Here is a 13,731-nt window from a genome sequence, read left to right on the forward strand (position 1 = left end):
CGTGTTTGCTCTCGGCGGTGCGGTTTTTGGGTTCCTCGCGGGAATCATGGGGGTCGTGGTCTATCCCGGCCCGCTTGACCTCGCCGCCGTCGGCTTCGCGCTCGCGTTCGCCATCGTCGCATCCGGAGCCTGGTTCGCCTGGGAGTGGGGGCGGGCGCTCGCGTGGACTTTTTACGCGTTTTCCGTGCTCACGACGACGACTTGGCTGCTCTTCTTTCCGCCCGACGACGATCTGCTCGGCGCCGCCAGCGCCGGGTGGACGAACGCGTGGATGGTGGCGTGCGCCGTCGCCCTGGTTGTGCCCGTGGGGATTGTCGGACGGAGATCCCGCGCGCACGAAGATCCTTCGGATTCGTGATATTGGCGGCCTTCGCAGCGTCCTCGCGCCGTGGTTGCCAAAGGTAGATAAAATCGGGGCGGAACCAATGGCAAGGAGTAGACGTGGCCGACAACCCCAATGAGGACGACAATCTGGTAGACGCTTGGCGAAAGCGTCTTGCTGATGGGGGCGATTCGGCCCACGCCGACGAGGCGCAGTCCTCCGAGGAGGCCGAGGCCGCCTCCGGTTCTGCTGACGAGGCCGAACCCGCGGACGAAACCGCGGTGTGGGACGAGCCCATCGCCGATCAGGTCGCCGATGAGCCTGCGGCTGATACTGCGGTGTGGGACGAGCCCGCGGCCCCTGCCACGCAACGACTGGCCCCTGTCACGCAAGACACCGTGCTCGCCATGCCGCCTGCCGTGCCACCCGTCGAGGTGCCTCAGGCGGAAACCGACGCTGCTCATGACCGCCCGGCCAAGAAAAAGCGTGCGTGGCTGTGGGGAGCCGGAGCGCTTGTGCTCGCCCTTGGCTACGTGGGCGCGGCCTACGCCTACCAGGACCGTATTCCTGCCAACACCTCCATTTCCGGAATCCAGGTGGGCGGCGTGGATAAGGCCGAGGCGCGTGAGGTCCTTGCCGCCGGCCTGCATGAGGCGCTGACGACTCCGCGTCAGGTCGTCGTGCTCGGCGACACCCGCCAGGAGACGATCAACCCCGGCAACATCGCCCTCGAAGTTGATTACGACAAGACGTTTGGCGAGCTGACCGGCTTCTCGCTTGACCCGCGCCGCCTCTGGGCCCACATCTCGGGCGCGGCGAATATCGACGCCGTCTTGAAAGCCGACGACCAGGCGTTGGGCACCGAGGTGTCCCGGCTGGCCAAGGAGTTTAAGCAGGACCCGGCCGACGCGACACTGACGATCACTGAGGGCAAGAGCCAGGTGCAGCCAGCTCGGGAGGGGCACGCGGTCGACGAGGGCGGCGCGCGTAGAGCGATCCTCGACAAGTGGTTCGCGGGCGACGCCCCGATCCAGCTCCCGGCAGACTCTGTCGAGCCCAGCGTTTCTACCAACGAGATGAACACTTTTGCGTCCTCGCAGGTCGAGCCGTTGCTTTCGGGGCCGATTTCGATCACGGTCAAGGACGCGCTCGTCGAGCTCGCGCCCGCCCAGACCGGGGATATGCTCTCCGTCAAGGCCGACGCCGGCAAGCCAATGCTCGTCGTCGACGAGGCAAAGCTCGAGCAGGCTGTCTCGGAAAAGGCAGGCGAGGTGCTGAGCGTCGCGAAGGACGCCACGATTACGATCGTCAACGGGGCGCCGAAAATTACCCCCTCGACCAGCGGCGAAGCGATCGACGTCGTGAAGATGTCCCAGGCTCTCATGGATCTTTCCAAGGGCTCCGATCGCACCATCGTGGCCGACGTGACCGCCAAGGAGCCGGAATTCACGACGCAGAAGGCGCAGGCGCTCGGGATTAAGGAAGTTGTCTCCGAGATTACGACGCCGTTGACGAACGACCCTGTCCGCACCACTAATCTGGTGGTCGGCACGCGCAACGTGAACAACACGCTGGTCAAGCCGGGGGAGCGCTTCAACCTCGAGGAAGCGCTGGGCCCGATTGACGAGCAGCATGGCTTCGTCTCCTCGGGTGTGGTCTCCAACGGCTTTAACTCGACGGCGCTGGGCGGCGGCCTGTCGCAGCTGTCGACGAACACGTTCAATGTGGGATACCGCGCGGGCATGATTGATGTGGCCCACCAGCCGCATTCGAAGTATTTCTCCCGCTATCCGATGGGCCTGGAGTCCACGCTGTGGAGCGGCCAGATTTCGATGATTTGGGAAAACAACACCCCCTATGGCGCCCTAGTGGAGACGTGGGTGGCCGGTGGCCAGGTCCATACGCGGCTGTGGTCGACCCACTATTGGGACGTCGAAGTCTGGCAGGGCAAGCCGTTCAACTACGTCCAGCCGGAGACGAAGACCAACAAGGCCCATGACTGCGAGCCATCGCCCGCGGGTGGTCCCGGTTTCTCCGTCCGCGTCGGCCGCGTGGTCAAGCTCAACGGCGAGGTGAAGGAAGACTCGCAGTACACGTGGACCTATCAGCCGGTTCATGCCGTGCGCTGTGAGTGAGTAGCCGATTTAGTACTAGGATGATTCCCAGTAAAGCAATTGTGAACGAAAAGAGGATAGCGTGACCTACATTATCGCTTTGCCCTGTGTTGACGTCAAGGATCGCGCCTGCGTGGACGAGTGCCCCGTGGACTGCATCTATGAAGGCGAGCGCATGCTCTACATTCACCCCGATGAGTGCGTCGATTGTGGCGCGTGCGAGCCGGTGTGCCCGGTGGAGGCGATCTACTACGAGGATGACACTCCGGAGGAATGGTCGGACTACTACAAGGCAAACGCCGAGTTCTTCGACGATCTGGGCTCCCCAGGTGGCGCGGCGAAGATGGGCGTGATCAAGAAGGATCACCCGTTCATTGCCGCTTTGCCCGAGGGCATTAACGACTAGCCGTGGGCTTTCATACTGATTCTCTGCCCGATTTCCCGTGGGACACGCTTGTTTCTGCGCGAGGTCGGGCAGCTAAGTATCCGCAGGGTGCCTGCGATTTGACGATCGGCACGCCCGTGGACGACACCCCGGAGATGATCCAGTCTGCCCTCGCGCAGGCCGCCAACGCCCATGGGTACCCGACCGTGGTGGGGACCTGCGATCTTCAGGGCGCGATCCGTGGATGGATGGCTCGCCGGCGCTCCATCACGAGCGACGTGGCCATCCTGCCCACCATTGGGTCGAAGGAAATGGTGGGCCTCCTGCCCTCCCTCCTGGGCCTGCGGCAAGGCAACGCCGTGGCATTCCCGCACGTCGCATACCCTACCTACGACGTCGGCGCGCGGCTTTCGGGGGCCACCCCCGTCCTCATCGATACCGACGCCGATCCTGAGACCTGGCCGACGGACGTGGATCTGGTGTGGCTCAATTCGCCGGGCAACCCCAACGGGCACGTGCTTTCGCGCGAGCAGCTTCGGGCGATTGTGGCGTGGGCGAGGGCCAACGACGTCGTCGTGGCCAGCGACGAGTGCTACGCCGAGCTGTGTTGGCAAGGCCAGGCTCCCTCTCTGCTTGACGACGCCGTCTGCGACGGTGACGTGCGTGGCCTGCTCATGGTCTACTCCCTGTCCAAGCAGTCCAACCTTGCTGGTTACCGCGCGGCGTGGCTGGCGGGCGATCCGGCGATCATTCGCCCGGTGATCGAGCTGCGTAAACATCTCGGATTCATGATGCCGGGCCCTGTTCAGCACGCGATGGTGGCCGCGTTGGCTGACGAGGAACACGTGAGCTCCCAGCGTGAGGTGTATCGACGGCGTCGTGACGTGCTCCTGGGTGCGCTCGCGGAGGCGGGGCTGGTCAACGATCCTGCGTCCGTGGCGGGACTCTACCTGTGGGTAAGTGCCGGCGGGGCGTCGTCGTGGGATATCGTCAACGCCTGCGCAGAGCTGGGAATTATCGTCGCTCCGGGAATTTTCTACGGCGAGGCGGGCGAGGGCTACGTCCGCATGTCGCTTACTGCTCCTGACGTCTCAATTTTTGAGGCGGCCAAGCGGCTTCCGCACCTGCGTGACCTGCTGAAATAAATTCTGTAAAATTATCTTGACTTTAAGGGATTTATTTTTCGGCGCTTTCAGGTAGTGTGACTTGTGTTGCACGAAAAACCCGGCAGCGTCGTCGGGGTAGTACATTGCAAAGGAGACCTGATGTCCGCAAATGCGCAATTAACCATTGATGGCAGCACCCTCGAACTCGAGCGTGTCAAGGCTGTTGAGGGCAACGATGGTTTCAAGATCGCCTCCATGCTCGGCCAGACCGGCACGACAACGCTGGATCCGGGCTTCGTCAACACGGCCTCGTGTGAATCCGAGATCACCTATATCGACGGCGGCGCGGGTATCCTGCGCTACCGCGGCTACCCGATCGAGCAGCTCGCAGAGAGGTCCTCCTTCCTCGAGGTTGCTTACTTGCTGATCTATGGCGAGCTTCCCGACGCCGGCTCCCTTGCCGCGTTCACCCGTCGCATCAAGAAGCACACCCTCCTTCACGAGGACTTCCGCAGCTTCTTCACCTCCTTCCCGTCCTCGGGGCATCCCATGTCGATCCTCCAGTCCGGCATCGCGGGATTGGGGACCTACTACGAAAACACGCTCGATCCGCTCGATCCTGAGCAGCGCGATCGCGCATCCATCCTCCTGCTGGCCAAGGTTCCGACGATGATCGCGTTCATCTCGAAGCGGGCCACGGGCTTGCCGCTGATCTACCCCGATGCCTCGAAGTCCTACACCGAGGACTTCCTGCGGATGACCTTCGGCTTGCCCTACCAGACTCATGACGTCGACCCGACGATCGTCAACGCGCTGGACAAGCTCTTCATCCTGCATGCGGACCACGAACAGAACTGCTCGACGTCGACCGTGCGCCTGGTCGGCTCCTCCCAGGCGTCGATCTACGCCTCGGTGGCTGCCGGGGTGGGTGCGTTGTCCGGGCCGTTGCATGGAGGTGCGAACGAGGCCGTCCTGCGCATGCTCGACGACATTCGTGGGGCCGGCATCTCGGTGACCGAGTTCGTCCAGCAGGTCAAGGACAAGAAGAACGACGTCAAGCTCATGGGCTTCGGGCACCGCGTCTACAAGAGCTACGATCCGCGGGCGAAGATCGTCAAGGGCCTAGCTGACGACATCCTCGGGCGTCTGAAAGGCGACACGGAGATGTTCGACATGGCCATGGAGCTTGAGCAGACCGCCCTGAGCGACGACTACTTCGTTGAGCGCAACCTTTACCCGAACGTGGACTTCTACACGGGTCTTTTGTACAAGGCGATGGGCTTCCCGACGAAGATGTTTACCCCGCTCTTCGCGCTCGGCCGTCTGCCCGGCTGGATCGCTCAGTATCGTGAGCTCGTGCTCGATCCGACCCAGAAGATCGGTCGCCCACGCCAGGTGTATGTGGGCCAGCCCGAACGTGAATGGGTGAAGATGTCGGAGCGTACCAAGCAAGAGCGCGCGTTCCACGAGAACACGGATTACGTGGTCTAAGGTCACAAGGGCCCGGGCATTCCGCCCGGGCTCTTTGCATGTGCGAAAGGCGCCCCGGTTGGGTAAGTGGGTTATGTAATCAGTATTTCTAACCCCTTGACAAACCCGGAGTCTTCCTGCTTTTCTTGAGCTAGCTCACCAGTGACGAGGCCACCCCAGACCTCGAACAGCGCGCAGACCCAACGCAGGGCGGCGTGAGAAAACAACGGAGTTTGTGTGGGCAAGAAGCAAGGAGGCTTTATGAGTACATGGTTGCGGCTCGCGTGCGCGGGCACCCTGGCAACCGTCGGCATTGCCGGGGTGAACGTTCCCGCGGCGGCGCAGGATGAGACGGCTCAACCACACGTGACGTACGTTGCGTGCGAGGCCGCCGAAGGCGGTGACGGCACCCAGGATCATCCGTTCAATGACATCAAGGACCTGGAGGGCAAAGGGGTATTCGGCCCCGGCAAGCAGGTGCTCTTCAAGCGTGGCTGTTCGTTTACGGGCAACATCAGGGTCGAAGCCTCGGGAGCCGAGGGCAATCCGACCGTCATCGGTGCCTATGGCAAGGGAGATCGCCCGATTATCGACGGGCAGGGTTCGGTTGACAACCAGCGCGCCGTCATCGAGGCTCAAGACAAGTCCTACGTGACCGTCCAGGATCTGCACGTGAAGGGCGGATACTTCAACAACGTCTACGTCAATGCCCAGAAGGGGCAGACGGTCAAGGGCATCACCGTTCAGCGCCTCAAGATCGAGGAAAACAACTGGAAGGGCGGAGCCCAGAACGACGGCTTCAAGGTGGACAACTTTTGGGTGATGGGCGTCGGCGGCGTCATCGTCATGCCGTGCTCGGCCAGCGCCCACGTCGAGGACGTCCTCATTGATCAGATTGATGCCTCCAAGCAGCACTATGCGGGCGTCCAGGTTGGCTATCACCAGCTCTACCCCTGGGAAGACTTTGCTAACAAGAAGCAACCTGTGCGTGACGGCTACATGATTCCCGGCTGTTTCGACGCCGAAAGCCCCAAGTATCCGCTGGTCTCGCCGGTCGACGGCGTGAAGAACGCCGTCATCTCCAATTCCAAGCTCGTCGATAATGACGCGATGGGTGTGGGCATCTTCGGCGCAACGAACGTCCTCCTGCGCAACAACGATCTCTTGGGCAACGGCTCCGGCCCGGTGGGAAGGAACCCGAAGCCAGGCACGAACACCATGAACGGCACGGGTGCCTGGTGGGACACGACCGAGAACGTCACCGCCGAATGGAACAACGCCTTCGGCAACAAGGTCGGCTGGACGGGTAACGACGGCACCGGCCTTGACGCTGATCGCAACACCAAGAACTCCATTATTCGCTACAACTACCTTCATGACAACGGAGGGTATGGTGCATCGGTGATCGCTGCTTATGGCGACGCGAGCACGGCGATCCACTCCAACATCATCGCCAACAATGGCTCGGATACCGACGTGATGGTCTCCACCTACCGTTCACAGAAGGAAGATGGTAAGTGGATTAGTGGACAGGTCGACGGCCTGTGGATCTACGGCAACACCATCTACCGGGCTGACGGTAAGGGCGGCGCATCGGGCATCAAGCTTCAGACCTCCTACGCGCCCAACACCCCGGTGGCTATCGTCAACAACATCATTCGCCGCGCCGATGGTGGCCGCGCTCTCGCCTACGCGAACAACAACTCTGCCCGTAACGTCACCGTCCGCGAAAAGAACCTCATCAACTCCGGCGACGGCGTCCAGGGTGACATTGCTGGGGAGCCCACGTTCCTCGGCACGAATCTCACTAATGACTGGCCGACGGGAGAGATCATGCGCCTCTCGCCGCAATCACTGGGCGCAAAGGACGCCTCCGCCTACACCGAGAAGCTACTGCCCGGCATTCCCGCCGCGAATATCGCAGGGCACCGGGACTTCTGGGGTAAGCAGATTCCGACCGCGGGCGCCTTCGCAGTTGGCGCCGACGTCCTTGTGGGAGACGGTCTCGCGCCGTTGACCACGCCCACGATAGCAGAGGTTGACCCTCACGAGTTCGACGTCGACAAGGCGATCGATCCGATCACCATCCCCATCACTAACCCGAGCCAGGCCGCGTTCAACACCGTAGAAACAAGCGGACTTCCTGCGGGTCTGCATGCGCGCCTCGACGGGGACAAGATTGTCATCTCGGGCACCCCGGAGGACGAAACCGCGCAAGCTAAGGTTGACGTCTCGGTGTACTACACCTTCCCCAACGCAGTGAACCCGCGGATGAAATCTGCGGCACCGGGTCAGATCCACGCTTCCTTCTCGCTTGGTGTCAAGGCTCCGGCGGAGCAGCCGCCCGCTCCGAAGTTCGACCCGGCCGCATCCGAAGGAGCCTCCGGCAAGGGCGGCGTCGTTGATCAGGCTCCCGCTCCGAAGCCCCAGCAGCCCACGGATAAGAAGCCCACGAACAACCTGGCTCGAACGGGTAGCGAGGTGGCAGGACTGGCTGGAGTTATGGGCGGCCTGGTCCTTGCAGGAACCGGTCTGTTCTATGCGAGCCGCAAGAACCGAGGCAAGCTCTAAGCGGTGACAACGCTGCCTAGCCGGCGATGATACTGGTCGGGGTCGGGCGAATGCCCGACCCCGATTCACTCCGCCCGCCTCACGTCATCAAGCGGTTGGCGTCAGGCCGGTATCCCAGAACTCGACGATGGAATGCCCAAGTTCTCCCAACAGAGAGCGCAGGAGCGGTAACGAGATGCCGACCACCCCATGGTGGTCGCCCTCAATGCGCTCCACGAAGGGGCCGCCATAGCCGTCGACGGTGAAGGATCCGGCCACAACGAGCGGCTCTCCGGTGGCGATGTAGGCCTCGATCTCCGCCTCCGACAGGGTGGAGATGTGGACCGTGGCGGTGGAGGTGCCCACCGCGAGGCGTCCGCTCTCGATGTCTATGACACAGTGCCCGGTGTGAAGGTCGCCCGCCTGGCCGCTTATCTCCCGAAGACGCTCGCGCGCCACCTCGGCAGTGTGCGGCTTGCCGACGACCTTTCCGCCCATCTCCAGCATCGAATCACAGCCGACGACGACGGTCGGCCCGCCCGCCTGCCCGCTCGGGGCTTGAAGAAACTGAGCCGCGATCGCCCGCGCTTTGGCCACCGCGAGCATCTGGACCTGATCGGCGGCGCCAATCTGGGGGTCGTCGGCCTTCGCCGCGGCCAGCAGACTGTCCTCGTCAACATCCGCGACAGCGACGGTGGGCCGAATGTGGGCGGCCTCCAGCGTCGCCTTGCGTGCTGGCGAGGCCGAGGCGAGGAGAACCGTCTTCATCGTTCCTCCGCCAGCGCGTCGCGCAGCACGTCAAGGCCAACTGAACCGATGCGGAGCGCTGACATGTGCCAATCCTTAAGCGAAAAGACCTCACCGCGGGCGTGAGCGCGCGCTTCGGCGTCGTTGCGTAGCTGCTTCCAGATGCGGTGACCCACCTTATACGACGGCGCCTGCCCCGCCCAGCCGAGGTATCGATCGAGTTCGAAGGCGAGGAAGGATCGATCCATCGCCACGTTGTCTTGGAGGAACTGCCAGGCCACCTCGCGCGTCCACACGGGGCTGATGTGCTCGTACCCCTTCGGCGAGGGCTTACCCAGGTGGAAGCCGATGTCGAGGGCCACGCGCGTGGCGCGCAGCCGCTCGGAATCGAGAACGCCCATGTAGTCGGCTGGATCCTGGTGATAGCCGAGCTCGGCCATGAGCCCTTCTGCATAGAGCGCCCAGCCTTCCCCGTGCCCCGAGTTCCAGCACAGGTTACGCCGCCAATCGTTGAGTGTGTCCTTGACGTAGGTCGCCATGCCGACTTGGAGGTGGTGGCCGGGCACGCCCTCGTGGTAGACAGTGGTCTTCTCCTGCCACGTGTGGAAGACGTCCGTGCCCTCCGGTACGGACCACCACATGCGCCCGCCGCGAGAGAAGTCATCGGAGGGTCCGGTGTAGTAGATGGCGCCTGTGCCCGACGGCGCGATCATGCACTCGAGCTTCTTGAGCGGGGCGGGGATGTCGAAGTGGACGCCGTCGAGGTCGGCCAGCGCGCGGTCCGATGTCTCTTGCATCCACGCCTTGAGATTGTCCTTGCCGTGGACCTGGTAGGTGGGGTCGGCGTTGAGGCGATCGAGAGCCTCGGGGATGGAAACGCCCTCGCCGAACATGTCGGCGACGATGGCCTCCTGCTCGGCGACGATACGTGCCAGCTCCTCTAGGCCCCACTCGTAGGTCTCGTCGAGGTCGAGGCGTGCGCCCGTCGTTTCGCGGATGCGCGGCTCGTAGCGTTCCCGGCCAAAGGCCTCGCTCTGTGCTCCGTGGGGGAGCACTTCCTCGCGAAGGAATTCGGCCAGTTCGCCATAGGCGCGGCGGGCGGACGACGCCGTCTGTTCCAGCAGGCCCGCGAGCTCGGCGTGGGCCTGGCCGCCGCGTGCGGCGAGCTCGGCAAGCGGGGACGAGGCGCTTGCCTTGTCTTCCGCCTGGGCAATAGCGAGTTCGATCTGCTTGCGGGCGGTGGGCGGCCCGGAGTGAACGCGCTTGCGTAGGGTCTCCTGCCAGCGCTTGAGCGCCTTGTCGGTGTTGGACAGTCGGCCGGCGATGAGCTCCCAGTCCTCGGCCGTCTCTTGGGCCATGTTGTCGTAGATTTCCTGAATTCCCTGCAGTGGGGAAGCGATGACGTTGATCTCGCCGAGCTCGCCGCGCTCGTAGTAGTCGATTTCTGATTCGAGGCTCGCGGTTAGTGCAGCTTTGGTGACGCGGTCGACGTCGTCGATCGGGTCTAGGCGGTTCAGCTCGCGGAGAGTGGCGACGTGCAGGTCGTTCATTTGGCCGAAGCCCTCGGGGGAGTAGTCAAAAAACTCGCGCTCGTCGGCGCTACCGCGGCCGAGCGCCGTGACGAGCTCGGGCACGCGGGCGAGCTGGTTGGCGACGTATCGATTGGAAAGGTCATCAATGGGTGTGGTGGGACGCGCCGCGGCGTCCGTCGTCTTTGGTCTCATACTGCCAGCGTAGTGGCTCGGGGTGACAAACGGCACCCAGATGGGGCTAGAATTGGCCGAGTGAGATTTCTGCATCTTCCTGACCCGCAGGAAAAGCGATGCAGATTGGTGCAAAATGTTGGAATCTGAGTATCGAGTTGCTAGGCTATTGGATGTGACCCAAAACACAAATAACCGCGGGTCCTCCGACAACATTCCAACGACAGTCGAAGCCCATGTCCGCCGACTACTGGACGGCCCCGCCAAGTATCAATTACGCGAAGCTGCTGACCTCGCCAATATGGACATCGATTCCGCGCGCCGTTTTTGGCGAGCCATGGGCTTCCCCTACATTCAGAATGCGGAAAGTCGCCTTTTCACCGAGTACGACGTCGATGTCATGCGAGCCCACCAGGACATGGTCGACCTGGGGCGCACCGATGAGGACACTCAGAATTCCCTCATCCGCGCCCAGTCCCACCTCGCCGACCGCCTCGTGCTGTGGCAGTACGAGGCGCTCGTGGAAGAGGCGGAGGCCCGCCACGGGCTGGACGAGCTTTCTGCGCGCTACTGGGTGCTCGACCATATTGGTGAATACGAAGAGTTTCTCGTCTACCAGATGAAGTACGCCTGGCGGCGCCACCTAGCATCCTTCCTGCGTCGCACGGAGGTCGAACTGGAAAACTTGCGCGCCCACAACGACGTCATTCTCCTGACGCGCGCGCTGGGCTTCGTGGACCTCGTGGCCTTCACTAACCGATCGGGACAGCTCTCGCCGCACCAGCTCGTCGATTTCATCCAGACCTTCGAATTCACCTGCCGCGACGTGATCTCCGGTCTGGGGGCTCGGGTCGTGAAGATGGTGGGCGACGCGGTGCTCTACATCGCTGACGACTTGGCAACGGGCGCCGAGGTGGTCTCCAGCATCGTTGACGCGCTTCATGCAACCCCGGAAATGCCCGAGGTTCGTGCCTCGCTCGTCTGGGGAGGAATCGTTTCGCGCTTCGGCGACGTGTTCGGCCCCAATGTCAACCTCGCCTCGCGCCTGTGCGCCATCGCCCCGGAGGGTGGGATCGTCGTGGACCGTGAGACGGCCGAGGCCCTACGTGCCCTCAATCCGCACAAGTACCGCCTCGAGGAAAATATTGGTTCCGAACTCCGCGGAATCGGGTATATCGAATCGGCGCGGCTGACCGTGATGAAGGACGAATCCGCTCAGGACTAGTGGCGGGGCAATCGTTTATGGCTCAGCGTTTCCCCCATAAGGTGTTCTTTACTAAGCTGACTTTAACTGGGATATATTTCACGAGAGGACTGAAAAGTGACGAAGATTTTGCTAGTCGAAGATGACGCAGCGATTTCGGCTCCCTTGGTTCGCGCTTTTTCTCGCGAGGGCTACGACGTCGAGCCGGTTGACCACGGCAAGGCCGCCCTCGAAGCAATGGATGGGCCCGTCGATTTGGTAGTCCTCGACCTTGGCCTGCCGGACATGGACGGCCTCGATGTTGCGCGCACCGCTCGCGCGCGCGGAAAGGAATTCCCGATCCTCATTCTGACCGCACGCTCCGAAGAAGTGGACATGGTCGTCGGACTCGACGCCGGCGCGGACGATTACGTCACCAAGCCCTTCCGCTTGGCCGAGCTGCTGGCGCGCGTGCGCGCGCTGTTGCGCCGTTCGTCCGTGAGCGAGGGTGGGTCTGAATCCCTCTCGGCGCAGGATGTGACCGTGGACGTCGACGCGCATCGGGCCTATGTGGGTTCGAAGGAGCTCCAGCTGACGGCCAAGGAGTTCGACCTTCTGCGAGTCCTGCTTCGCGAGGCCGGTAACGTCGTCGAACGTGATCAGCTCATGCGGGAAGTGTGGGGCACGGAGGCGGACTCGTCGACCAAGAAGCTGGACATGCACATTTCGTGGCTGCGCCGCAAGCTTCACGACGACGTCAACGACCCCCACTACATCGCAACTGTTCGTGGAATGGGATTCCGTTTCGAGGTGTAGGCCATGCGGCGTCGCGCGATTGTCATGACGACGACGGCCGTGGCCGTAGCCGTTTTCATCCTCGGCATCCCCGGGATGGTCTTTGCATTGTCGCTTGCCTGGCAGCAGGCTCACAGCGAGCTTGACGATCGCGCTACAGCGGTTGCCACTGTCGTGGACCGCTTCGCTTCAGAAGACACCTACATCACGCACGGCCTGTTGACGCGGCTGGCTACCAAGGGCAACCCCGACAACGCCTATATCGCGGTCGATTACCCTGACGGTACGCGGGTCGAGGTCGATACCGAGCGGCCGGCGAGCGTGATCGAAAAGTCGGTGGTCAGCGCCCGCGGGGTGCTGGTCACGGTCGCCGCGCCACGCGCCGACATCATGCAAAAGCTGACGCTGATGATTGCGGGCGCGCTGGGCCTCATCATCGTCGCGCTCCTCGTGGGTGTGGCGGTGGCCATGCGGCAGTCCCGCAAGATTTCCGCCCCACTCATCTATCTTGCCGCGGCCGCCGAGCAACTCGGAGCCGGGCGGGTGCGCCCGCAGCTGCGCCAGGCCGGAATCGAGGAGATCGACCTCATCAGTGACGAGATCGCGCGTAGCGCGGACCGCATGGCAGGCAGGCTCGCCAAGGAGCGGCAGTTTGCAGCCGACGCCGCACACCAGCTGCGCACCCCGCTCGCGGCGTTGTCGATGCGCATTGAGGAAATCGAGTTTCTTACCGACGATGAAGAGATCATCGAAGAGGTGCACAAGTCCCTCGAGCAGATTGACCGCCTCACCGGTGTCGTGGCAGAACTCATGTCCACCTCGCAGTCCGAATCCGGCGGAACAACCGAGGCCATCGCGATCGTGCGTGTGCTACAGCGCCAGAAGGACGAGTGGGGTAGGCCCTTCGAACGCGCCGGGCGCTCGCTTGTATTTGAGGGGGAAACCGAGGGTGCGGTGCTGGCCACGCCCGGATCGCTGTCCCAGATCCTCGCCACCCTGGTGGAAAATTCGCTCAAGTACGGGGCGGGGCAGACGACGGTCAGTGTGGCGCTGGCGGGCAAGTCCGTCGTGTTTAAAGTGCGCGACGAAGGCGAGGGCATCTCGGCGCAGGACGCGGACGAGATCTTCGAGAAGGGATACTCGACCGGCGGCTCGACTGGAATTGGGCTCGCCGTCGCGAAAGAGCTCGCGGAGGTGGACGGCGGCCGACTCGAGCTGACCAAACACCGCCCCGCCGAATTCACGTTGACCCTGGCCGCGCTCCCGAAGGCCCTCGATCCGAACCGGGTTCTCCCGCACGCCGCCATCGTCGTCGGCGCACGCCGCGGGCGACGCTAGGAAAGCATGGGGAAGGCG

Annotated in this window: 11 protein-coding genes; 9 read left to right on the plus strand and 2 right to left on the minus strand. The window is 63.0% G+C overall.

Annotated features, from left to right (window positions below):
• The first annotated feature begins 1 nt into the window (after position 1).
• The 6 genes from HLG82_RS01710 to HLG82_RS01735 all read left to right on the plus strand — a co-directional run bounded on the left by HLG82_RS01710 (position 2) and on the right by HLG82_RS01735 (position 7,968).
• Positions 2 to 358: a hypothetical protein gene (locus HLG82_RS01710; RefSeq protein ID WP_193327023.1), complete on the plus strand. Its 357-nt coding sequence runs from the start codon at positions 2 to 4 to the stop codon at positions 356 to 358.
• A gap of 83 nt (positions 359 to 441) precedes the next feature.
• On the plus strand, positions 442 to 2,457 hold the full coding sequence (locus HLG82_RS01715; protein ID WP_193327024.1) for a VanW family protein: 2,016 nt from the start codon (positions 442 to 444) through the stop codon (positions 2,455 to 2,457).
• 61 nt (positions 2,458 to 2,518) lie between these two features.
• Positions 2,519 to 2,842, plus strand: a complete 324-nt coding sequence (gene fdxA / locus HLG82_RS01720) for a ferredoxin (RefSeq protein WP_193327025.1) — start codon at positions 2,519 to 2,521, stop codon at positions 2,840 to 2,842.
• Positions 2,843 to 2,844: 2 nt separating this feature from the next.
• Complete coding sequence (gene dapC / locus HLG82_RS01725) at positions 2,845 to 3,966, plus strand: succinyldiaminopimelate transaminase (RefSeq protein ID WP_193327026.1); 1,122 nt, start codon at positions 2,845 to 2,847, stop codon at positions 3,964 to 3,966.
• 120 nt (positions 3,967 to 4,086) lie between these two features.
• A complete protein-coding gene (locus HLG82_RS01730; protein WP_193327027.1) occupies positions 4,087 to 5,418 on the plus strand; it encodes a citrate synthase in 1,332 nt (443 codons plus the stop codon).
• Between the two features lie 240 nt (positions 5,419 to 5,658).
• The gene (locus tag HLG82_RS01735) at positions 5,659 to 7,968 is read left to right on the plus strand and encodes a right-handed parallel beta-helix repeat-containing protein (RefSeq protein WP_193327028.1); all 2,310 of its coding nucleotides are present in this window, start codon (positions 5,659 to 5,661) and stop codon (positions 7,966 to 7,968) included.
• Between the two features lie 87 nt (positions 7,969 to 8,055).
• Here the strand turns inward: HLG82_RS01735 and HLG82_RS01740 are convergent, their stop codons facing one another.
• Together HLG82_RS01740 and HLG82_RS01745 are read right to left on the minus strand one after the other, a co-directional pair.
• Entirely contained in the window at positions 8,056 to 8,715 is a 660-nt protein-coding gene (locus tag HLG82_RS01740; RefSeq protein WP_193327029.1) for a Maf family protein, read from the minus strand.
• On the minus strand, positions 8,712 to 10,418 hold the full coding sequence (locus HLG82_RS01745) for a DUF885 domain-containing protein (RefSeq protein WP_193327030.1): 1,707 nt from the start codon (positions 10,416 to 10,418) through the stop codon (positions 8,712 to 8,714). The genes HLG82_RS01740 and HLG82_RS01745 overlap by 4 nt, the downstream gene beginning before the upstream one ends.
• A gap of 154 nt (positions 10,419 to 10,572) precedes the next feature.
• Between HLG82_RS01745 and HLG82_RS01750 the strand changes: the two genes are divergently transcribed.
• From HLG82_RS01750 to HLG82_RS01760, 3 genes are all read left to right on the plus strand, one after another.
• The gene (locus tag HLG82_RS01750) at positions 10,573 to 11,622 is read left to right on the plus strand and encodes an adenylate/guanylate cyclase domain-containing protein (protein WP_246462279.1); all 1,050 of its coding nucleotides are present in this window, start codon (positions 10,573 to 10,575) and stop codon (positions 11,620 to 11,622) included.
• 96 nt (positions 11,623 to 11,718) lie between these two features.
• Positions 11,719 to 12,396 (plus strand): response regulator transcription factor, encoded by a 678-nt coding sequence (locus HLG82_RS01755; protein WP_193327032.1) that lies wholly within the window; start codon positions 11,719 to 11,721, stop codon positions 12,394 to 12,396.
• A gap of 3 nt (positions 12,397 to 12,399) precedes the next feature.
• Complete coding sequence (locus HLG82_RS01760) at positions 12,400 to 13,713, plus strand: sensor histidine kinase (RefSeq protein WP_193327033.1); 1,314 nt, start codon at positions 12,400 to 12,402, stop codon at positions 13,711 to 13,713.
• Positions 13,714 to 13,731 lie beyond the last annotated feature (18 nt).

This window comes from Trueperella pecoris (assembly GCF_014926385.1).
Taxonomy (GTDB): Bacteria; Actinomycetota; Actinomycetes; order Actinomycetales; family Actinomycetaceae; genus Trueperella; species Trueperella pecoris.